Consider the following 21,454-nt stretch of genomic DNA (forward strand, 5'->3'; position numbering starts at 1 on the left):
AGTACTATTAACGACGTGATTTAAACGACACATCCACCTGACGTGGTCGATAAATCCACCCCATAATTAACAACAGCAATGAGAAAATCAGCACAGGCCAATCGCTGAGTTGGGTATACAGTGTTTGACCTTGCATGGCAGGCAGATCACCACGCAGCACAAATTCCTGATCCATTGGCGCTTGTTTGACAATATGCCCATGATGGTCAATAAATGCGGTCACACCTGTATTGGTGGCACGAACAAACCAGCGTCCATTTTCTTTGGCGCGCATTTGTACCATTTGTAAATGTTGCAATGGCCCTGCAGTACCCGTAAACCAAGCATCATTGGATACTGTTACCAAAAAGTCACTTTGGCTAGCATTGCGGCGGGTCAGGTTCGGATAAGCCACCTCATAACAAATGGCTGCCCCCAAATGATGCTGTTTAATTGCAAGCGGTTTTTGCTCAGACGCTCCACGTGAAAAACCACTCATGGATGGGTCATTTTGCATCGCAGGTAGTACCCAACTCAGTAAGCCTGAAAGCGGAATATATTCACCAAAAGGCACCAGACGCTGCTTTTTATACAAGCCTTCAGCCGCATCTCCCGTTGCCATAATGCTGTTGTAATACATTGGATGTTGCTGCACTTGTGATTCAGGCAAGTCCCAATACGGAATACCTGTCACCCACGAACTGCCCGTTTTTTCAGCCTGTGTTTTCATGGCATCCAAAAACGGTTCAATATCGGTCTGGAACATTGGAATGGATGATTCAGGCCAAACAATAATGTCGCGTCCCCATTCAGTTCGGGTCAAGCGGGTATAAATTTCCAAGGTCTTAATTTGGTATTCGGTTAGCCACTTTAAGTCTTGAGGAATGTTGCCTTGAATCAGAGAAACCGAGAGTGGCTTTTCAGATTTTGCAGTTACAAAACTGAGTTGTGCTGCACCCCATGCACCCAAAAGTAAAATTGCCGATGGAATCAGCCAGAAGATACGCTTTTTAAGGACTTCAACCAACGCACAGGCCAGCAAGATGACCACAAAAGACACCCCGAAAATACCAAACAACGGTGCATAGCTATCCAAAAAGCGTTCGGTGAAGGCATAACCTGCAAACAGCCATGGAAAACCTGTAAAGACCCAAGTTTTCGCCCATTCAAAAAATACCCATAGCGGTGCAAAAGTCAGTGGTGTTTCAGGGAAAAACCGACGATATAACCACGTTTGTACGGCAGTAAACAAACCCATCAACAGCGCCATAATGACAATCATCAGCACGCTTAAAAAGGCATTGGTGTCGCCATAGACGTGAATGGATGTATAGAGCCAAAATGCTCCGACAAACCACAACCCAATCCCGTAAGACCAACCAATCAAAAAGGCCTGTTTCGGGGTGCGTTTGCTTAAAGTCGCATACAGCAAAGCAGGTGAAAGTAAGGCAATCCACCAGTAATGATAGGGAGCAAGTGCCAAACTAAACACTGCACCTGCCAATAGGGCAATGATTAATGGATAAATTAAGGGCAGTTGTTGATGTTCTGCAGGATTAGACAGCTTGGAAAAAAAAGTCCTCATTGACGTACGGCTCGAATCAGATGAATAGTGCGGGCATCTGCTTCAAGAATGGTAAACTCCCAGTTGCCAATCACAATCACTTGTCCTTGCAAATCACTCACCAAACCAATTTCCTGAAGCAATAAACCGCCCACAGTTTCTACTTCATCGTCAGAAAAATCTGCATCTAAAACATTATTAAAATGTTCGATTGGTGTAAGTGCTTGTACTAACCAAGTATTTGCCGTTTTTGGGTCGTGATCGGGGATGATGTATTCTGCTTCTTCGTCAATATTGTCGTGTTCATCTTCAATTTCACCGACAATTTCTTCTAAAATATCTTCTAAAGTAACCAAGCCCGAAGTGGTGCCATACTCATCAATCACCACTGCAATATGGGTTTGGGTGTTTTTGAGCATACGCAATACTTGGTCTGAACGAGCACTTTCAGGCACAAATAACGGCTGACGCATTAAGGCGCGAATATCGACTTTGGTTCTTTGTTCGGTCAGTAAAGGCAATAAATCTTTTGCCAATAAAATCCCCACCACGTTGTCGGGTTGGTCAGATGAGAACACAGGAAAACGTGAATGTGCCGATTCGACCAGTACATGCAAAATGTCGAGTAGCTCATCATCTTCTTGTAAGCTAATCATGGCGGTACGTGGGGTCATGACTTCACGGATTTTGGTGGCAGGTAAATCCAGAACACCTTCGAGCATTGCCACCGTATCGGGTTCTAAAAAACGACGTGAATCTTGTACTAATTTTAGCAATTCATCGCGGGTTTCTGGTGCAGTGCCTAACCATTTTCTTAGGCCACGCATACCCCACGATGGGCCTGATTCCTCGTGCATGATCTTTCCTAAAGACTCTTTATATCTAAAAAACTTAGCTTAATCATACCTTAGAAAATACAGTTGTCTATTGCTAATCTTGGGAGAAAATGACGGCAATTACGTCACGAGATGTGTTGCTGTGCGTAGCGGGAACACATAAAACAAGGCTGCGCTTTATGCTAAACTAGCCCGATGTTTTAATATCGAGTCTGTGCATGTCTGAACTTCCTGTCACACCTAGTATTCAACTGAATACCCGCGGTTTGCGTTGCCCTGAACCTGTGATGATGCTGCATCAAGCCATTCGCAAATCTAAGTCTGGCGATGTGGTTGAAGTGTTTGCAACTGACAATTCGACGTCTTGGGATATTCCAAAATTTTGCATGCATTTGGGGCATGAGTTGTTATTGCAAGAAGAACGCTTAGATGAGCAAGGCAATAAAGAATTTCATTATTTGGTGAAAAAAGGCTAATAGGCAAAAATTAGCCTCAGCACTTTTAGAACACTATAATTTAAACACGATAAAATAGTCATGTGATCCATATAGGCATATTTCATTTGCAATTCATGCAAGTTGAAATATGCCTTTTGTGTTTTTAGCCATGACGTTCAACTTTATTTTTAATTTTTCATCAATTTTGCATCAATCCAACCTGCTTCACAGTTTGAGTTAAAAAATGGCGAAACGATCCACGAGTTGCGTTATCTGCTACACATTTTTTAAGGGACTTTTCAACTTTTCTGCATTGATAGGGCAAGTTGTGTGCTTGTGCAAAATCTAACAAAGCTCTGTGTGTTGTATAAGAAATAATTTTTAGAGTGTGAGTTTAGTCTATTGTTTAGTTGTTGATTTTTAACAAAATTATTTTAAATATTTTTTAATATATGGAGAAATTAGCCTATAATGCGATCAGTTTGTTGAGTTCGATTGCAGAACATTTGGGGATAAAATTAAGCAGATTTGGGGTTTTGCTTGGTTTGAATGTTATATGGCAGTGTTTATGTTTTATAAGGCTGAAAAAGCTGATTAAGCTGTCGCATTAAAGTAGTCAAGTTAAGAAAAATAATTTTGGGGGGCTTAACTGATTGTCTTTATCTTAAAAAAATATGCCATTTAGACTGAGCAAAATCTGCTTAATTTTTTACGTGATCAATCATCAATAAATCTTGCGTTATCATCATTTTGATTGAGTACGGTATGATTTTAGATAAAAAGCAAAACTTTTCTTTAAAGCCACTGAGTGTGGCGTGTTTATTGACCATGAGTATCTCAGGCTGTTCATCGGGTTCAGGCTCTCAGTCAAGCACGGTTCAAGTCACTGATGTGTTGGGGGCAGAAAATGTCAGCCAAGAAGATCAACCGACTACAAATGAAGGCATTGGCAGCGGAGTAGAGCAACCTGTCGCACCATCTGCACCCATTACCGATCAACCTCCTGTGAATTTAGAGCTAGATCATGGCGATGTATCATCCAATGGTGGTGGTTTGAGTGGTGGCAGTACAGATCATGGCAATACATCACCAACTGAAGATTCACTTTTAGACAGCAATGATGCTGTACCTAGCGATGATGCTACCGTTTTAGAAAATAATGATGTCAATCAGCCTGATACGATACCTACACTTGAATCACCTCCGTCAGAAGCAGAGCAACCTGTCGATGTGGTAGCTCCACCTGCAGTAGAGCCTGCTTTAACCGACACCGTTTTGGTCGATAGTGCAATTCAAGATATTGAAGTACCACAAGATACATCTGAAGTTGAGATGGGTAGTACGATTCAAGAACTTGAACCCTCACAAAACACTTTAGAAGTCGAAACAGGCAGTGCATTTCTTGAAAGGAAGGCAATTTAACCATCACAGGCAACTATTCGATGCAGATTGCTGCAGATCAGCAGCAACATGCGGGTTTTAAAGCACGTTTTGGCAATTTGCTGACGGTAACGGGAACCGCCAATTTGGCAGGGACTTTGAACCTGTTTGATGAAGTGCCACTTGATCAGCCACTTATTACTGCACAAGGTTCACAAACTACCGTATTACGTGCGCAACAAGGCGTACAGCGTGAGTTCGATGCTTATCGCTCAAGCAATCCATTATTTGAGTTGACACAAGTTAGTTATCGTCCTGAACTGAATGCAACGGGCGAGCCTGTACGTGCGGCAGATACAATCAATACCGATGTGGTGATTACGGCAAAGCGTAAATCGACTGAAACGGTGGCGGCTCTTGCTGCTGAACTTGAAGGACGTACTCAGGTTGCCCGTAATTTAGATGTAGTTTTAGCAAGTCTTGATCAGAAACAACAGTTAGAAACGCTGGAAGATGCTGAAAAAGTTTTTGCCAATCGCTTATTTAACAATTTTGCTCAAACTATACGTTATAGCAATGCTGCTGAAAGTACAGTTTCTACGCAGGCATTGAATCAACTGTTTCATCAACTTGATCCAAGTTTTTATGCCAATACCGTTTTAAATGTCGCAGAAGAAAGCAGCAAGCAAGAACGTCAGTTTGCACAGCGTTTGGCAACCGCACAACCCAAACAGCTTTGGTTTTCGGGTGATTACCAAAGTTATGATATGGATTATGTCGGCTTAAATAGTGAGCGCCGTAGTCATCATCAAGGTGTTGGTGTGGCAACAAAACTGGCAGGGATGACCTTGGCAGCGCAGGCCGATTTCAGTCAACTGAACTTAGATGATGCCGTACAAACAGGCTCAAAAAATAGCAGTCAGAGCAAAGCCTATGCACTAACTATGGGGACAGCACAGCAGCTTAATCGTGATTTAAGTGTCGCGGCATGGTTAAAAGGCATGCAGGTGGATGTTGACGCGCAGCGTGGTCATGCTCAAGCACAAAAAATACAGTTTGATGGACAAATGTATGCCGCAGGTTTGCGTCTAGATTATAGCTATCCACTCAGTCAAAAAATGCAGATTCAACCGTATTTAGACGCTTCGTTCCAACATTATGTTCATGCCGAACAAACTCAGCAGGATGGTGTCAACAGCTTAGATGATTTGGTGATGCAGCGCTGGAATTTTGGTGCAGGTTTGCAAGTCAATTACCAGTTGAATCCAGCATGGCAATTGCAAGGCAGCTTGTATTACAGCCAACCGATTCAGGAAAAAGCATATTTAGATACCCATTATGTAGGCACAGCGGAGAAACTGAAGTTTGATGCATGGCATGCCGATCAAGGTCAATATCATGCTGCCTTAGGTTCACAACTTCACTTTGGACAACATAGTTTTATCAATTTGAATTATGAATATAGCGGGCGATCACATAGCGACAGTCATCGGGTACAGTTGGCGGTAACGACTCGATTCTAATTGATCGTTTTATTCATGAGAAAGTCATGCGAAAGCGTAGATTTGCGTATGAATGAGAAGTTTGAATCTTGATTGAAACAGCCATGTAGATAAATCTGCATGGCTGTTTTTTAGATCACAGTCAAATGGACTGAGTTTTAGACCGCATAGCGACTCATTAAAGTCAGTGGTGCTTTGGACTGTAAATAATCGGCAGGAATAAATACGATATTGGCAGCGTGTTGCTGTGCTGCATCAATAATATGGTTGATCACATCGTCTGTGGCTTGTGCGCTGTCAGGTGCGTGCGCTTGATCTAGATAAATTCGTTGCTGGTCGGTATCGACCCAACCCGCCTGCATGTAGCCTTGTTGAACATATAAAGTATCGACATTATTTTGAAACACTGCCTGATAAATTTGCTGCAGATCGGTCACAACACGGTCACTGGCATAGAGTTCATCCAGTTGCTGCGCATGTTGCTGATGCAATTGTTGTTGATGGCTTTTTAGCTCGGTCTGAATACTGTCAATAATGTGTTGTGCGCTGCCTTGTTCTAGCTGAGTGACGTTATCTACACTGAAAATAATGGCATTGGGTTGGTCGCAAATAGATTCATAAAAACTGATATTGCGTCGATCACCCACAATGACCAAGCCCAATGGCTCACTGGCACGTACAGTTTGCACATTTTTATCGACACGGTTTAAAAACTCTTTGAGTAAACGGTCTTCATTGGCGGCTGTGGCACGTTCTGCACCGCTGGTGCTATATAAGTTATCATTTTGAACAGGAAATGCACCATGTGGCAGTCGTTCATTCAAGTCGCTGTCATCTACAGAAAACTCATGGATTACACGATCATTGGAGGCCTTAATCAGACGTCCAACTTCACGACTGATCACTACCACATAGTATTGCACTGCATAAGATAGCTCACGAATAAAATCACGCACTGAAAATTGTTGATCAATCACAATACGTTCTTGGGTAGGGAATGGCAGACGCAGTACTTGTGCACTGTCGGCTGTGGCAAAAATAGCCAGACTGTCTAAATGGTAGTTGGGATTCAAATCTTTGGTTTGATGATGAATCTGTTCTAAAATTTGTGCCACCAGACGTTTGTCATAGTCTGCCAACAGGCGTTCTTCGAGTTGTTTAAGTTGGTTTTTAAGAGCAATCACATCTTGCTGATTGTCTGGAAAGGTACGATGTGTGGGTAGAAATAAGCTGACTGCAGGTTGTGCCTGCACATTTTTAAGTTGGTTGAGGGTGTCTGTTAAATTAAGCATGTTGGAATTCCTCTTCTAATGAAAATAAGAAGAACAACCAAATGCTTGAGCAAGATAAAACTCAAAGTACTGCTTTATACTCCACTCAAGTCAGTTTTAGTCAGCATCTACAACATTTTGCTACCGTGCTAAGTGCTGCATAAAATGCCGAATAGCATTGTATAAAAGCTGACAAAACAACATTTTCGGTTGTTCAAGTCTGAAAAAAACGAAATAAAAAACTAAAAATAGAAAAGATAAAAAATAAGCAAAAACAGCATAACAAGGAAAGTTATTCAATCGCCTGCTTTTGAATAGAGAAATACCTGAAAAATGTAAGGGATTATGAGACCTTGGTAATTTTGTAAACTGTGTATAAAAAAGCAGTGCCGAGGCACTGCTTTTGGGTTTCTCAATTGCGATTCGCAATTACATATTCGGGTAATTCGGACCACCGCCACCTTCAGGTGTTACCCAAGTGATGTTCTGTGATGGGTCTTTAATGTCACAAGTCTTACAGTGAACACAGTTGGCTGCGTTAATCTGGAAGCGTTTTGAACCATCATCATTTTCCATGATTTCATAAACACCCGCAGGGCAGTAGCGCTGTGCAGGCTCATCCCATTTAGGTAAGTTTACGTTCACTGGAATAGAGGTATCTGTCAACTTTAAGTGTGCTGGCTGATTTTCTTCATGTACGGTATTCGATACGAACACTGAAGATAAACGGTCAAAAGTCAGCTTGCCATCTGGTTTTGGATAGTTCGGTTTAAAGCTGGTTGCATCTACAGTTTTGAGTGCGCTGAAATCAGGCACTAAATCATGCAAAGTAAATGGTACTTTAAACACGTTCTGGTCGATAAAGTTAAACGCACCACCCATCCATTGACCAAACTTATGCATTGCAGGGCCAAAGTTACGTGCGCTATAAAGTTCTTCTTTCAGCCAGCTGTTGTTGAATTTTTCAGTGTAAGCCGTTAGCTCTTTCACAAAGAAATCTTCGCCTTCAGTTACGCGAGCAATCGCCAAGTCACCGCCTTTTGCGACACCTGCAGCAATCGCTTCAAATACTGCTTCACCGCAAAGCATGCCAGACTTCATGGCGGTATGAGAGCCTTTGATTTTGGCAAAGTTTAAGAAGCCTGCATCATCACCAATTAAAGAACCACCTGGGAAGGTGAATTTTGGCAATGAGTTAAAGCCACCTTTGGTCACAGCACGTGCACCATAAGAAATACGCTTGCCGCCTTCTAGATACTGTTTAATTAGAGGGTGAGTTTTCCAGCGCTGCATTTCCATAAATGGATACATGTGTGGGTTGGTATACGACAAGTCCACAATCATACCCAAAGTCACTTGGTTGTTTTCTGCGTGGTATAACCACCAACCGCCTGAAGAACCTGTTTCACTTAATGGCCAGCCTGCACCGTGCATGACTAAACCTGGTTTGTGTTTTGCAGGGTCAATTTCCCAAAGTTCTTTAATACCAATCCCGTAGTGTTGCGGATCGGCATCTTTATCCAAATTGAATTGCTGGATTAAACGCTTACCTAAATGACCACGACAGCCTTCTGCGAAAATGGTGTATTTGGCATGTAGTTCATAACCCGGTGTGAAGTTATGCGTTGGCTCGCCATCTTTACCAATGCCCATGTCACCAGTTTGGATGCCTTTAACCGTACCATCGGCATGGTAAAGAATTTCAGATGCCGCAAAGCCAGGGAAAATAGAAACTTCTAATTCTTCGGCTTTTTGACCTAACCAACGCACCACGTTGCCTAACGAGATCACGTAGTTACCATCGTTATGCATGGTTTTAGGCACCATCCAATGCGGTGCTTGCTGAGCTTTTTCAGGTGACATCAAGAAGAAAGTTTTATCTTCAGTCACAGGCACATTTAAAGGCGCACCTTCTTCTTTCCAGTTAGGAAATAACTCGTTGATGGCGCGAGGCTCAAGAATTGCACCCGAAAGGATATGCGCACCAACTTCAGAGCCTTTTTCGACCACACAAACGGACAGATCATTTAAATTGTTTTCAATTGCAAGTTGACGAATTTTGATCGCAGCAGAAAGACCCGCAGGGCCTGCGCCTACGATGACTACGTCAAACTCCATCGATTCACGTTCGATGTGTTCCATGTAGGACTCCTCATATAATTGAAGGTGGCAACCGCATCAAGCAACGGTGCTGCCATGAGTATTTTTAGTTGCCAGACACAAATTTAATCGTGTCTTTTACAGTATGGGTAAGTATTGTGAGCTAGTATAGTTTTAAACCGAGTCTTAGCCAATTGGCTGAATCGTATTATTTTTCCGTCAGTAAGGTACTGCAGCATGAAGCATGACGATAATTCAATCAAACCGACAGAAAATGTAGCTACGGCTGATAATAAAAATTTAATGCACATTGCACAATATATAAAAACTGGACAGTCAGGTCACAAAAGATCAATCCCTCCTTTGGAGCAATGGCATCCAAAGCATTGTGGAGCAATGGATTTGCTGGTCAAAGCCAATGGAGAATGGTGGCACGAAGGTCAATTGATCAAACGTCAGGCATTGGTTGATCTGTTTTCTAGTGTGTTATGGAAAGAGCAGGGCAAGTTTTATTTAAAAACCCCCGTGGAACAAATTGAAATCCAGGTAGAAGATGAGCCGTTGTTCATCAATCAGGTTGATGTGGTCGAAATCGGACAGCAAAATTATATTCAACTTATCACTACACATCAGGATATTGTGATTGTTGATGCCGAGCATCCTATTTTTATGCGTGAATATGCAGGTGAGCTGCGTCCTTATGTGCATGTGCGTTTTGGTATTAATGCCCTGATTCAGCGTGCGGCTTTTTTACATTTGGTGGAATTGGGCGAGCTGAGTGAAAATGCGCAGGGCGAAACAATTTTATCGTTGAAAAGTGGTGATTTGCACTTGCATTTAAGCAGCTGAGGTTTAAGCTTTATTCATCCCATTTTGTATTGCTGAATCTCTTGCTATGACAGCCATTCATCCTGTTTCTCCCTTAAATCAAGCCATGCCAAAAGCACAAGCCAGTGCGCCAATTGGTATTTTTGATTCGGGCATAGGAGGCTTGTCAGTTGCCATTGAAATTGCAGAATATTTGCCCAATGAGCGCATCCTTTATTATGCCGATACTGCACATGTGCCGTATGGCCCACGTGATGATCAAAATATTCGAGAACTCACTGCAGCTGCAATCGAATGGTTATATCGACAAGGTTGTAAAGTTGCGGTCGTGGCGTGTAATACTGCTTCTGCTTTTAGTCTAGATTATCTGCGCGATCATTACGGCGAAGATTTTCCCATTATTGGTTTAGTGCCTGCTTTAAAGCCCGCCGTATTAAATAGCCAAAGCAAAACTGTGGCTGTACTTGCGACGCCTGCGACTTTTCGCGGACAACTTATTAAAGATGTGATGCAGCGTTTTGCGATTCCTGCTCAAGTGCAAGTCTTGAATGTCACCAATCTAGATTTAGTGCCTTTTGTTGAGCAAGGGGCGCAAATGAGTGAGGCATGTTTAAGTTCCTTACAGCAGAGTTTGCAACCTGTGGTCGATCAGGGCGCGGACTATTTGGTGCTCGGTTGTACCCATTATCCTTTCCTAAAACCTGCGATTGAGTCCATTTTTGGTCAGAAACTGACATTAATTGACTCAGGAATTGCCGTTGCGCGTCAAACTTCCCGCATTTTAATTAAAAATGAGTTATTATTTGAACAAAGTTTGGCAGATACTTTACAAATTGCGTGTTATGTCAGCGGGAACAATGCAGAACAATTAAAGCCCGTGTTGCAGCATCTTATTCCAGGCAATATTTCTTGGAGTATCGCAAATGTGAGTACTGTGGACTGACTTTAAGATAATTTTTTTATGATTGGGGAAAGGCATTACAAGTAGACGGTGACCGACTTGTAATGGCAATAGGAGAGGGGAAACCAATGCTCGATAAGCGCTATCAGGTCTTTATCTCGACGTCTGGGGCAGATATGCAGCCAGAACGAGTGATCTTGGCACAAACATTGGTGGGAATGGGTTTTTTTTCGTGGGGTTTAGAACAACGTACCCCACTCAGCACTGCATTTGCACGCCGTCAAATTGATGATTGTGATTATGTGGTGATTCTATTGGGCAGCCAGTACGGTGAGCAATCGGTGTCGGGCGTGGGGTATATGCATTTAGAGTATATTTATGCAGTCACCAAGCAAAAGCCGATCATTGTATTTATGCACGAAGACCCAGATTCACGTGATTCATCTTTACATGATGAAAAACCTGAATTGCGTGAAAAATTCAAAGAGTTCCGTAAATTATTACAACAAGATGTCGATCAGGTGTTTAGCTACCGCACTCTGCGTGATTTAGAGCTTGCTGTCCGCTTTAATATGTCGCAAATGCTAGAACGTTATCCGACTTCTGGTTGGGTGCGCCCGCAAAATACACAAGCTTTGCATGATGAAATTGAACGTTTAAAAAGTAAGTTACGTCAGCTGGAAACCGATGTGGGACAGCGCGAAGCAGACCCGTTTCTAAGCGTATCTAAAGTGTCGATGAATGAATCATATCGTTTTGAATATCGCATGCATGCCTATCAGGATGGTAACTTTAGAGAGCTGAAAGTTGAGCGAAGTTTAAGTTGGGCGCAGTTGTTGGCAATTTTAGGCAATACTTTTATTCATCCAACCCCTGAAGAATATTTTTCGAAACGCATGAATGAATATTTGAATGAAACTGGTTTGGAGGATGCACGTCGGATCATGCCACGTGCGCATGCAGTTGCACGTGCCCAAATCAATATTCGGGCCTTGCATCAGATTAAAATGCAAATGCGTCAAAATGACTGGATTGTGCAGGCGGGGCGTGATGATCGTCAGCGGATGTTGTGGCAAACCACGGCAAAAGCGCAAAAACTTTTAGAGAGCAATTTGCTAGATACCGATCGGGTTTATTCATTTAAAACACCGTATTAATCTCTCAATACAGAGTGAAAAAACTGTTAAAGTAGTCGGGCTCAATCATCAGACACGAGGGCTGGATGTTGTCTACAGCAAAACCCAAAGTAACCGTTCTTTTAGCCAATTTAGGTACGCCTGATGAACCGACTGCAGCAGCGGTTCGCCGTTTTTTAAAGCAGTTTTTATCCGATCAACGGGTGATTGAAATTCCAAAACCGATTTGGCAAATCATTTTGAACTTATTCATTTTGCCATTTCGTCCTAAGCGTGTTGCACATGCTTATGCCATGGTCTGGCAGCAAGATTCACCGATGCGGGAAATTTTGTTGCAACAGGTTGATGCTTTAAAACAGCAGTTATTGCCGCTATATCCTGAGTTTGAATTGAATATTCTACCGGTAATGACCTATGGCAATCCGGGTATTCAACAGGCTTTGGCAGCTTTGAGTCAAAATCCTCAAGATCACGTGATTTTGTTCCCTTTATTTCCACAATATTCGGCAACTTCGACTGCACCTTTATATGATGCCGTTGCCAAATGGGTGCCACAGCAGCGTAATTTGCCGGGCTTATCCATCATTCGTGATTATTATCAGCATCCTTTATACATTCAGGCGTTGGCGCAAAGTGTGCGTGAATTTCAAGCCGAGCATGGTGTGGCAGAAAAATTATTGATGTCGTTTCATGGCATTCCACAGCCGTATGCCGATAAGGGTGATCCGTATGCAGAGCGTTGTCGGATCACGGCCAAATTGCTTGCCGATGCTTTAAATTTAAATGATGATCAGTGGGCAATTAGCTTCCAGTCACGTTTTGGCAAACAAGAATGGGTCAAACCCTATACCGATGTCTTACTTGAAGAATGGGGACAGCAGGGCGTGAAGTCGGTGCAAATTATGAGTCCTGCTTTTTCTGCAGATTGTTTGGAAACGCTAGAAGAATTGGCAATTCAAAACGCAGAATTGTTTTTACAAGCAGGTGGCAAAGAATATGCCTATATTCCTGCACTGAATACCCGTGCCGATCATTTGGATTTGCTCAAACATTTACTTCAAGCTAATCTTGATGCTGTAAAGCTTAACCTAAGCCATTAACTTTTGAGGTTCGCCACCATGTTGCAAGTCAAAATTGTTCCCGTCACCGCTTTTCAGCAAAACTGCTCGATTGTGTGGGATGCAGAAAGCAAAGAAGCAATTTTGATTGATGCAGGCGGTGAGCCTGAAAAGCTGAAAGCCGAAGTTGAAGCGTTGGGTTTAACGGTGAAAGCTTTGTGGCTCACTCATGGACATTTAGACCATGCGGGGGCTGTTGGTGCGTTGCAACATTACTGGAATGTTCCTGTGATTGGTCCACAGAAAGAAGATGCTTTTTGGTTAGATCAACTGCAAGAAGTGTCTGCACGTTATGGTTTTCCTATCCCTGAACAAGTCACGGTTACACAGTGGTTAGAGGGTGGTGAAGTGCTGCAATTGGGTCAAGAAAGCTTTGAAGTGCGTTATGCACCAGGGCATACCCCAGGCCATGTGATGTTTTATAATGCAAAATATGGCGTCTTGTGGACAGGCGATGTGCTATTTAAAGGCTCGATTGGACGCACCGATTTTCCACGTGGGAATCATCAACAATTGCTAGATTCAATTCAGCGCGAATGTTTTAGTTTGCCCGATGACACTCAGTTTATTTCGGGGCATGGGCCAATCAGCACCATTGGATTTGAAAAACAGAACAACCCTTTTGTGGCGGGGCAAGCAGGTTAAAAGCAGTGTGTATTTATGCTTTAAGAAAAAGTCAGCAGTCGCTGACTTTTTTATTTGCGAAAGGGATTATTCAGCATTTGTTTGCTTTCAATTGCAAACAGCATTGTGAAAATTGTCAGTAAGATGCCTATGCACAGCATGAGTAAATCATGCGCGTACAGTCCAAAGCCTAAACTGCTGGTAGAGAGTAAAATACACAGCATTACAATTCCTTTTAACATGATTTCCATGGTGAAATGTTCCTAGGTTATTTTTTGCTTTCTTTATTGTTATGTGCAGTGACGGAGTCACGAATAGTGCAAAGTATAACCTGTGCTAATTCTGCTGAAAGCAATTATAGAACAACTAAATTTTGAATAATTTTTCTAAAAATGTGAAAAATTCCATGAAACTGTGTGTAGTTTTAGGCAATATTTGGCGTGGAAATTTATTGCTTATTCCTCAGAGTTTTCTGCTTGCGGAGCATCTTGGGTGGGTAAACGATACTCGTCATTTGCCCATGCGCCTAAATCAATGAGCTTGCATCGCTCAGAACAAAAAGGACGAAATGGATTGTTTTCCCATTGCGAAGGTTCACCACAACGAGGGCAAGGAAAAGTGCGTGGCATGATCAACTCCAAATGAAAAATGCAGGATTGGATTAGGCAAATAGCACCTGACTTGATAGACTTGTGCCGAATTTTGTAAGTTTGATCTGATTATGCCAATTCGTCAATTTCAAGCCCAGCGTATGCATGCCCCTCGTGATTTTCAAGCTATTGCCAATGAATCGATTTGTGTTGAAATTGGTGCGGGAAAAGGCAAGCATGCTTTATTATTTAGTGGGCAACATCCCGATAAAAAATTAATTGCGATTGAGCGTACCCGCGAAAAATTTGTAGCGATGCAAAAACAGCATCAACTTGAAGGTCAGCACAACTTACAAATTGTGCATGCCGATGCCATTCCATGGATTGTGCATGCTTTATTTCCTGCTCAAGTTGAGCAATTCTTTATTTTATATCCGAATCCAGAACCACATAATGCCACCCAGCGTTGGTTGAATATGCCGTTTTTTGAGTTTCTATTGTCGCGTTTAAAAGCAGGCGGCAGTATTACTTTAGTAAGTAATATTCCTGAATATATTGCAGAAGCACAGCAACAGCTGATTGAAGTGTGGAAATTGCCATTTATTCAGCAGGATGTTCCAGTAGATTCAGCACGCACTCACTTTGAAATCAAATATTTAGCACGTGGTGAGCGTTGTCAGGAACTGCTGATCACCAAACCTGCGGCTTATACAACCCGTTTTGATTATTTTCAGCCTTTGCAAGGACAGCAGCCAACTTTAACACCTGCTGCAGTTGAGGCGAAAGTTTCTGCAGACTCAAGTGCAACAACTGAGTAAACAGGCATGAAACAGCGCATTGCAATTATAGGAGCAGGACCAGCAGGGCTAATGGCTGCCGAAGTGCTGAGTCAGTATGCCTATGATGTGCATGTCTATGAGCAAAAACCTTCCGCGGCACGTAAGTTTTTGATGGCGGGTAAAACAGGTCTGAATATTTCACATGCCGAACCGATTGCACAATTTGTTCAGCGTTATGATCAGACGGAATGGTTGGCGCCGTGGATTCAACAATGGGATGCGGCTTGGATTCAAAACTGGATGCAGAGTTTAGGGATTCAGTCTTATGTAGGTTCATCGGGGCGGATTTTCCCACAAGAAATGAAAGCCGCACCTTTGCTGCGCGCATGGTTAAAACGCTTGGTTGATGCAGGCGTGCAGTTTCATTATCGGCATCAGGTATGTGATTTAAATAATAATCAACTCAGTATTCAAAATCTAAGTACAGGTCACATTGAACAACAGCAATTTGCCGCCATTGTGATGGCATGTGGGGCAGTGTCGTGGTCGAAATTGGGTAGTGATGGTGCATGGCAGCGTTGGTTATCTGCCAATGAAATTCAGCCTTTCCAAGCCAGCAATGCAGGAGTGGAATGTCACTGGTCTAACTATATGCAGCCAGTTTTTGGGCAACCTTTAAAACGTGTACAAGCATGGGTGAAAGGTACTGAACCGAGCATGGGCGATATTGTGATTAGCCATTATGGTTTGGAAAGTGGCTTAATTTATAAGCAAGGGCGAGCATTGCGACAGTTGCAGCACGCTCAACAACCGCTGCAGTTACAACTCGATTTGCTACCCGATTTAACCGTTGAGCAACTCTACCAAAAGTTGCAACCTTCCAAAAAACAGTCTGTAAGCAATATTTGGCGTAAGGCAGGTTTGGATGCCGTGAAGTCTGCAGTCGTGCGTGAGTTGGTGGATAAAGCCCTTTGGCAGCAACCTATGCAATTGGCGCAGCAGATTAAAAATTTAACGGTGCCTTTAAAGGGTTTTCGTCCTATTGAAGAAGCAATTAGCTGTGCGGGCGGAGTCAAACGTGAGGTTTTATCTGCACAATTGCAGTTAAATTCCAATCCACACGTTTTTCTCTGTGGTGAAATGCTGGATTGGGATGCGCCAACGGGCGGCTATTTGCTGACAGCCTGTTTTGCTACAGGACGCGCTGCCGCTGAAGGAGTGCATCAGTATTTACAGCAGCGTCCCTAAAACACGTTATTCATCAAGTTGTGGATATTGCCCACGCCAATGTTCTAGTTGTTGCTGCGCCTGTAGCAAGTCTGCTAAGCCTTGCTGACGTTGTTCTTTACTGACAGGATAAGGTGCAGAAGTTGTATTTTGAGTTGCTAGATATTGCGCTTGCTGTTCCCAATAATGACTCATTAGGCCTTGAATATAACGCCCTTGCGGTGTCTTTAAATCCAGTTCTTTGAGCATACTCAAGGCAGATTGAATGTTGTCCTGCAGGCGATTTTGTGCAAATGCAGCATCGAGTTGTTGGCTTTCATGCAAGCGTTCTAACTCATCTTCCAAATCATTGCTCATTTGGTCATGGCGTTGTTCATAATCCATCAGCAATTGAATATCATGCGGGTCATCCGCAGTCATTTCAAAGGGCTGAATCGCGGCTTGCTCGACCTGAGTTTGCATGATTTGATCTTCAGGGCTGAGTTTGTCTGCATGTTCTACTTTGCTGCGCTCGCAAGCGCTGAGGGAGAACGCCAAAAAAATTGTTAAGGGAGCAATCGCGTGTTTAAAGGTTATTTGCATTTATTTGCTCCCTCTCATTCAACTTTTTGATAGACATACAAATGTGTGCAATAGGGAAATTCAATTTCATCTTGCACATGCTTATTCGTATATTCTAATACTAATTGTTCAAATTGTGTTTTGAGTTGTTGTTGCTGTTCAGTTGGCATTGCAGCAATGAAACTGGTCGAAAGCAAACGCTTAGACACGACTTGTTCAACTGTACCAACATGCGTGTGATGAAATTTCTGCTCGTGAGTAAGTTGGAATAAATCTGTATCGGCAAATACCTGACGCCAGTCCTGATTGTGAAAACGCGGTGTATCGCCCTCAAAAGGCAAAATCATCTTTGCCAGTGCATTGACCCAATTGACTGAAATATCACGTTGATTCCAAATTAACAGCAAATGACCTTGCGGTTTTAAGATTCGGTGAATTTCCTTTAAACTTTGCAGATTGGCAAACCAATGAAAAGATTGCGCACAGCTCACCAAATCTGCACATTGATCGTGCAGTGGTAATTGCTCACTTCGTGCTTGAATTGTCTTAACTTGTGGGTAAAGTTGTTCTAATTCGGCTAACATGCTGGCAATCGGATCTACCGCTATAAGCTGAGTTGTCAGTTTGAGCAAATGTGGCAGGAACTTTCCTGTGCCAGAACCCAAGTCTACAATATTGCTATTAAGTGGAACTTGGAGCTGATCTTGCAGGAAAACATCGACTTCTTGCGGGTAACTGGGACGAACTTGTTGATATAGGTTTGCCCCTAAAGCAAAACCTTGTTGTGCGGCAGGATGTAGAGATTGTGTCATATTTTGCGATTTTTAATCTGCTGTGCATCTATAAAATAACATATTCACTTTTGGACTTGCGTACAGGGTATTCAAGTTTAAAGTAACGGTTTAATTCAGCGCCTTGGCGCCGGTGTGGGAATGGACAAACACATAATTTTTGAAGACGGACATATCCGCGCTATTTTCATGAAAGGCTCATCTCAGGAGCTGATTTTTTCTTTTGGCGATTTAATTACACGGGCCAAAGGAACGTCTATTAATGCCGAAAAATCACTGGAAAAGTTTCATTTTAATGTGATTGGGGTCATGCCTAAGGAAAAATCATGGTTTCCTGAAGCTTCTATGCGTGCCATGTTGGCAGCCATTCAAGACCTGATTGCTCCGTTTAAAATTCGCGTGGGCTATGGCGGCTCAATGGGTGGCTATGCGGCAATTAAATATTCCAATTTGCTGGATTTAAACCGCATTGTGGCTTTGGTGCCGCAATATTCAATTGACCCTGAAGATATTCATGACCCACGCTATAACATGTTTTATCATGCAGACTTAAATGCCAATATGCGCATTCAAGCGCAAGATGTATCGGCACAGCGTGAATATATTGTGGTCTATGACCAATATTATGCTGAAGATCGTGGGCATTATTTAAAAATTCAGCCTTTAATTCCGCATTTACATACCTTACATTTGCCATTTACAGGGCATGATGCAATTGCGATTTTAGCCAACTCTGAATTACTGAATGACTTTTTAACCCATCCTTTTGATGCGCCGTTCTTTTACCAAAAAATTCGCAAGGTGAAAAAAAACAGCAAGTTTTACTATCGTAAAGTGATTGAAAATGTCTTGCCGAACCATCGCTGGTCTTTAGGTCGTATTTTAAAATACAATAACTTACAGCTAGACAGTAACTTTTTTGATGCCAAGTTGAAACAAAACCTGATTCGCTCCTTGCTTAGCAATAAACAGGTCGATCAGCACGATTTAAACAAACTTGGCTTACAAATTCAGTTACCGTATGAAAATCGTAATGTCTTGCTCGACCATTTTGGTCATGGTTTGGTGTTTAACATCATCAGCCAAAAAATTGAGAGCTATGCCGCACATGCAATTGCCTTAAACCATAAATTCCTGATTCCGATTTATGCAAAGGGCAGTGGTTTGGTGCAAATTTATCTGAATGATGAACGCTATTTAATTAGTATGAATGATCGTCATGTCATGAAACTATGCAAAGAACAAGATGCACTTGCTGCAGGCATGCACCCATTAATATTGAAAAAATATAGCGACTATTTTGTGTTGAGCTATAAAGATTTGAACCTGAGCAGTGATGAGTTTGGCGGCAACGACTTTGTGGAAGATTTGCCAGATACTGCCAAATTTACCCTAGAACTGGAACAGTAAGCTGCAAAGTTTGATCCATTATTTAGAAGGTTTGAATTTTAGACACTTGTATTGTTTTGCCATTGGGCTAAGATGATCTTAAAACATGGTTTTGTTGATCATTCCAAGGGTAGTATGTATGACCAAGTTGTTGATGCCTGCTGTGCTTGTTTTGCTGTCCAGTTTCATTTTATCTGCGACTTTGTTTGCAGATGCGCCTGAGCCGAAGGCTTATCTATTTTTTGCTTTAGGTTTGTTGGTATTGTTGGGATTAGGCGCTTATGTATTCCGACAAATTCAAAAATCGATACGCTATCACATGAATAAGCCTGCAGATTAAATGCAGGCTTTTTTATTTGCACTGAGTTGTTTTTATAATTTTGAGCAAACCAATAAATCAAAAAAATTATAGCTTAATCACTTTAATTTCTTCTTCAGTATCTGTACTTGGTGGAGTCTGAGTCTGTGCTTCTTGAGTAGGTGCGGCAATGGTGGCTGCAGGGGCGATATTCTGCGAAGGCGCGCTTAATGGTGCTTGATAGATAGGCACGGCATGATCACTTTGTCCTGTAATCACTTCTTTGGTTTCCTGAATTTTAGTATTTACATTGTTGGCAAGTTGCTGCCCAGTATGTTTGGCTTGAGCCGCACCCTGACTGCCCAATTGTTTGGCGTTGTCTAAAGCTTGATGTGCCGATGGGCGAATTTTTTCAATACCTTTTTCGGTTACTTCACCGACTTTTTGTGCTGCCTGAATCACACCTTCCTGAGTTTTATATGCCCAAACATGTAAGAGGTTTGGATTGTCTGCATAAGGCTGAATTGGTTTATTACTTTGAGTTTGTGCAGCACTACTTTGTGCCCACACCGAAGCACTACTGAACAATAGTCCAATACAAATGCTGATATTGATCTTTTTCATTGTGCTGTGCCTCTTAGGATGCCGAATACTGGTCGTTGAAAGGTTTTGAATGGAATGTACTGCATTGTATAAAGCCTAGATGATCTGCAGTGTTTATTTTTCGCAAGTATGATGTGTTTTTAGGTGAAATTTACAGTGTTTGAGACTTTAAAGTGCTTGAAACTATGGCAGAGTTTCAGACTTAAAGAAGAAGACCCACATAAAATTGTGGGTCTTGTTACTCTGGAGAGTTGTTAAAGCAGGGCAGCAATGGCTACACTGCTTTTATCATCTTAGTTTGAAATATCAAGCGATGCTGTATTTATATTGAAAGTCCAACAATCTTGCTACATCAAGATACATTCAAAGCTGTTTTTAGCTTAGTTGCATTGTGCAAGCGCATCTTTATGAAAATGGTTGCGTAAGGTGATGAAGTTCTTTTGCACAGTTGCATCATGCAAGTCAAAGTGAGTTGCTATGCTAGTCCCATCTTGTGCAAATGTTGCAGAACCAGCTGAAATTAATGCATTGCCTTTAAATGCCCATTGTTCAATAGAACGACCTGCTTGCAGTGTGCCTGTAAATTCGATCACGCATTTATCAATAAATTTTGTGAGTTTGGCGCTGTTATTGACAGTGTCTGGGTAAACTTCAATATTTTTCACTTCTTGTAAAACACCTGCAGTAAGCTGCGGAATAACAGGTGCAGAAGTACACGCACTAAGAGAAAGGCAAGTTAAACCCGATAAAATGAGTGTTTTAAGTTTCATAAGCTCGTTTTCTTGTTGAGTGTTGTTAGGTTGAGTATAGGGAATCTGAAGTGAAATGCCTATAGTATTCTTTGGAGGTGTTTATTCCTGATTTATATAGTACTCATAGGGGTAATAGATGAAAAAGGCATTACGCATTCTTTTTCTAATAAGATAGAACATAATTGATAAAGGAATTGATTGGGTGAAATATTTACAAACTCACTTACTACAGGTCTTAACGTACCCTGCAATAGTTCATTGGCTTCACTAGGTCTGTAACGTGCTACCGTGCCAAGATAAAACATGGATAACAACGTGTAGGATAGATGAGGTAAATCAGCTGCTTTTAAATCAACATAATAGCGGTAGCCTGTGTTGGTTAGGATTGGCGTAATGTCAAATTGACAATACTCTTTTAAGATATTTTGATAGATTGTATTTGTATTTTCTCTTGTATATGATTTTCTGTATTTAGATCTATATACAATTTTTCCTTCACGAGGGAATCCATCTTTAAAATAATTAAGTCGTTTCTCCTTGAGAAACTTAGTTATATCCACTTTTGTTTTTTGTTCATTATCAATTATCACTTCAGTAAATAATTTATTGTGTTCTGAATTGGTTAGAATCTCTACATTAATGGGTAAAAGTTTTCTTTTATTTAAGCTGTCATTAAAAAGTAAACATGTATTCTTTTCCGAATTGGTTTGATACTCTCTCCACCCATTGCTCTATTTTATCAGCTGTCATGACTTGAAAATCTCGCCAATAATATTTCATCTGCTTCC

22 protein-coding genes and 2 pseudogenes are annotated in these 21,454 nt (G+C 41.8%); 12 read left to right on the forward strand and 12 right to left on the reverse strand.

What is annotated here, in order from left to right:
- Nucleotides 1-7: 7 nt before the first annotated feature.
- Together lnt and AC07E5_RS09440 are read right to left on the reverse strand one after the other, a co-directional pair.
- Nucleotides 8-1,564, reverse strand: coding sequence for an apolipoprotein N-acyltransferase (gene lnt, locus AC07E5_RS09435; protein WP_004975952.1), 1,557 nt, complete (start codon nt 1,562-1,564; stop codon nt 8-10).
- Nucleotides 1,561-2,400 carry a CBS domain-containing protein gene (locus AC07E5_RS09440; protein WP_004975954.1) on the reverse strand — a complete coding sequence of 280 codons (840 nt, stop codon included), beginning with the start codon at nt 2,398-2,400 and terminating at the stop codon, nt 1,561-1,563. The genes lnt and AC07E5_RS09440 overlap by 4 nt, the downstream gene beginning before the upstream one ends.
- Nucleotides 2,401-2,597: 197 nt before the next feature.
- Here AC07E5_RS09440 and tusA point away from each other — a divergent pair, with 197 nt between their 5' ends.
- From tusA to AC07E5_RS09455, 3 genes are all read left to right on the forward strand, one after another.
- Nucleotides 2,598-2,855, forward strand: a complete 258-nt coding sequence (gene tusA, locus AC07E5_RS09445; protein ID WP_004975955.1) for a sulfurtransferase TusA — start codon at nt 2,598-2,600, stop codon at nt 2,853-2,855.
- A 726-nt stretch (nt 2,856-3,581) separates the two neighbouring features.
- Nucleotides 3,582-4,238 (forward strand): hypothetical protein, encoded by a 657-nt coding sequence (locus AC07E5_RS09450; protein WP_131261088.1) that lies wholly within the window; start codon nt 3,582-3,584, stop codon nt 4,236-4,238.
- Nucleotides 4,239-4,258: 20 nt separating this feature from the next.
- Nucleotides 4,259-5,719, forward strand: a complete 1,461-nt coding sequence (locus tag AC07E5_RS09455; RefSeq protein ID WP_498625307.1) for an autotransporter outer membrane beta-barrel domain-containing protein — start codon at nt 4,259-4,261, stop codon at nt 5,717-5,719.
- Between the two features lie 137 nt (nt 5,720-5,856).
- Here AC07E5_RS09455 and AC07E5_RS09460 read toward each other — a convergent pair whose 3' ends face one another.
- Entirely contained in the window at nt 5,857-6,990 is a 1,134-nt protein-coding gene (locus AC07E5_RS09460; protein ID WP_179996339.1) for an AOC03_06830 family ribosome hibernation factor, read from the reverse strand.
- A 408-nt stretch (nt 6,991-7,398) separates the two neighbouring features.
- Nucleotides 7,399-9,111: an electron transfer flavoprotein-ubiquinone oxidoreductase gene (locus AC07E5_RS09465; RefSeq protein ID WP_004975965.1), complete on the reverse strand. Its 1,713-nt coding sequence runs from the start codon at nt 9,109-9,111 to the stop codon at nt 7,399-7,401.
- 195 nt (nt 9,112-9,306) lie between these two features.
- On the opposite strand from AC07E5_RS09465, the gene AC07E5_RS09470 reads away from it, so the two are divergent.
- The 5 genes from AC07E5_RS09470 to AC07E5_RS09490 all read left to right on the forward strand — a co-directional run bounded on the left by AC07E5_RS09470 (nt 9,307) and on the right by AC07E5_RS09490 (nt 13,697).
- Entirely contained in the window at nt 9,307-9,918 is a 612-nt protein-coding gene (locus tag AC07E5_RS09470; protein WP_004975967.1) for a DUF1285 domain-containing protein, read from the forward strand.
- Nucleotides 9,919-9,964: 46 nt separating this feature from the next.
- Nucleotides 9,965-10,840, forward strand: a complete 876-nt coding sequence (murI, locus tag AC07E5_RS09475; RefSeq protein WP_004975969.1) for a glutamate racemase — start codon at nt 9,965-9,967, stop codon at nt 10,838-10,840.
- A gap of 86 nt (nt 10,841-10,926) precedes the next feature.
- On the forward strand, nt 10,927-11,955 hold the full coding sequence (locus AC07E5_RS09480; protein ID WP_104852984.1) for a DUF4062 domain-containing protein: 1,029 nt from the start codon (nt 10,927-10,929) through the stop codon (nt 11,953-11,955).
- A gap of 65 nt (nt 11,956-12,020) precedes the next feature.
- Nucleotides 12,021-13,034: a ferrochelatase gene (gene hemH / locus AC07E5_RS09485; RefSeq protein WP_104852985.1), complete on the forward strand. Its 1,014-nt coding sequence runs from the start codon at nt 12,021-12,023 to the stop codon at nt 13,032-13,034.
- A gap of 18 nt (nt 13,035-13,052) precedes the next feature.
- Complete coding sequence (locus AC07E5_RS09490) at nt 13,053-13,697, forward strand: MBL fold metallo-hydrolase (protein WP_131261085.1); 645 nt, start codon at nt 13,053-13,055, stop codon at nt 13,695-13,697.
- A gap of 50 nt (nt 13,698-13,747) precedes the next feature.
- On the opposite strand, the gene AC07E5_RS09495 is transcribed toward AC07E5_RS09490, so the two are convergent.
- Nucleotides 13,748-13,927 (reverse strand): hypothetical protein, encoded by a 180-nt coding sequence (locus AC07E5_RS09495; RefSeq protein ID WP_004975984.1) that lies wholly within the window; start codon nt 13,925-13,927, stop codon nt 13,748-13,750.
- A 204-nt stretch (nt 13,928-14,131) separates the two neighbouring features.
- Complete coding sequence (locus AC07E5_RS09500; protein WP_004975985.1) at nt 14,132-14,305, reverse strand: DNA gyrase inhibitor YacG; 174 nt, start codon at nt 14,303-14,305, stop codon at nt 14,132-14,134.
- 86 nt (nt 14,306-14,391) lie between these two features.
- Between AC07E5_RS09500 and AC07E5_RS09505 the strand changes: the two genes are divergently transcribed.
- Together AC07E5_RS09505 and AC07E5_RS09510 are read left to right on the forward strand one after the other, a co-directional pair.
- A complete protein-coding gene (locus AC07E5_RS09505) occupies nt 14,392-15,084 on the forward strand; it encodes a class I SAM-dependent methyltransferase (protein WP_498625312.1) in 693 nt (230 codons plus the stop codon).
- A gap of 6 nt (nt 15,085-15,090) precedes the next feature.
- Nucleotides 15,091-16,293, forward strand: coding sequence for a TIGR03862 family flavoprotein (locus AC07E5_RS09510; protein WP_498625309.1), 1,203 nt, complete (start codon nt 15,091-15,093; stop codon nt 16,291-16,293).
- Between the two features lie 6 nt (nt 16,294-16,299).
- Here AC07E5_RS09510 and AC07E5_RS09515 read toward each other — a convergent pair whose 3' ends face one another.
- Together AC07E5_RS09515 and AC07E5_RS09520 are read right to left on the reverse strand one after the other, a co-directional pair.
- Nucleotides 16,300-16,854 carry a hypothetical protein gene (locus AC07E5_RS09515; protein WP_096901318.1) on the reverse strand — a complete coding sequence of 185 codons (555 nt, stop codon included), beginning with the start codon at nt 16,852-16,854 and terminating at the stop codon, nt 16,300-16,302.
- A 14-nt stretch (nt 16,855-16,868) separates the two neighbouring features.
- The gene (locus tag AC07E5_RS09520; protein WP_167845740.1) at nt 16,869-17,645 is read right to left on the reverse strand and encodes a class I SAM-dependent methyltransferase; all 777 of its coding nucleotides are present in this window, start codon (nt 17,643-17,645) and stop codon (nt 16,869-16,871) included.
- 120 nt (nt 17,646-17,765) lie between these two features.
- On the opposite strand from AC07E5_RS09520, the gene AC07E5_RS09525 reads away from it, so the two are divergent.
- Nucleotides 17,766-19,034: a hypothetical protein gene (locus AC07E5_RS09525; RefSeq protein WP_131261080.1), complete on the forward strand. Its 1,269-nt coding sequence runs from the start codon at nt 17,766-17,768 to the stop codon at nt 19,032-19,034.
- Nucleotides 19,035-19,152: 118 nt separating this feature from the next.
- Entirely contained in the window at nt 19,153-19,353 is a 201-nt protein-coding gene (locus AC07E5_RS09530) for a hypothetical protein (RefSeq protein ID WP_131261079.1), read from the forward strand.
- 66 nt (nt 19,354-19,419) lie between these two features.
- On the opposite strand, the gene AC07E5_RS09535 is transcribed toward AC07E5_RS09530, so the two are convergent.
- The 4 genes and pseudogenes from AC07E5_RS09535 to AC07E5_RS09550 all read right to left on the reverse strand — a co-directional run.
- A complete protein-coding gene (locus tag AC07E5_RS09535; RefSeq protein WP_154321091.1) occupies nt 19,420-19,935 on the reverse strand; it encodes a hypothetical protein in 516 nt (171 codons plus the stop codon).
- A gap of 359 nt (nt 19,936-20,294) precedes the next feature.
- The gene (locus AC07E5_RS09540; RefSeq protein ID WP_004976007.1) at nt 20,295-20,684 is read right to left on the reverse strand and encodes a hypothetical protein; all 390 of its coding nucleotides are present in this window, start codon (nt 20,682-20,684) and stop codon (nt 20,295-20,297) included.
- 92 nt (nt 20,685-20,776) lie between these two features.
- Nucleotides 20,777-21,322 (reverse strand): annotated as a pseudogene (locus AC07E5_RS09545) (YaaC family protein); the annotation flags it as partial.
- Between the two features lie 16 nt (nt 21,323-21,338).
- A pseudogene (locus AC07E5_RS09550) lies at nt 21,339-21,454 on the reverse strand (transposase); the annotation flags it as partial.

Source organism: Acinetobacter seohaensis (assembly GCF_056431365.1).